The 219-nt window shown below is 40.2% G+C and carries 1 pseudogene; it reads right to left on the bottom strand.

Annotated elements, in window-relative coordinates:
* A pseudogene (locus AN944_RS21275) lies at window positions 1-219 on the bottom strand (IS110 family transposase); the annotation flags it as partial.

Here is a 219-nt window from a genome sequence, read left to right as displayed (position 1 = left end):
CGGTAAGGAATAACAAACTTAGATGCCATGATACGTACGTCGTGGCCGTATTTTGTAAATTCCCTTGCCCAGTAGTGAGCACCAGAACAAGCTTCCATCCCGATAATACAAGGTGGAATGTTAGCGATTGTCTCTAACAGCTTGTTTCTTTTAACTGTTTGCTTTAGTTTAGCTTTACCGCATTCATCAACACCATGAATGCTAAAAACTAATTTGGCT

Origin of the sequence: Shewanella sp. P1-14-1 (assembly GCF_001401775.1) — a bacterium.
Classification (GTDB): domain Bacteria; phylum Pseudomonadota; class Gammaproteobacteria; order Enterobacterales; family Shewanellaceae; genus Shewanella; species Shewanella japonica.
Note: the sequence above shows the minus strand (reverse complement) of the source record. Positions and strands in the feature narration are given on the sequence as shown.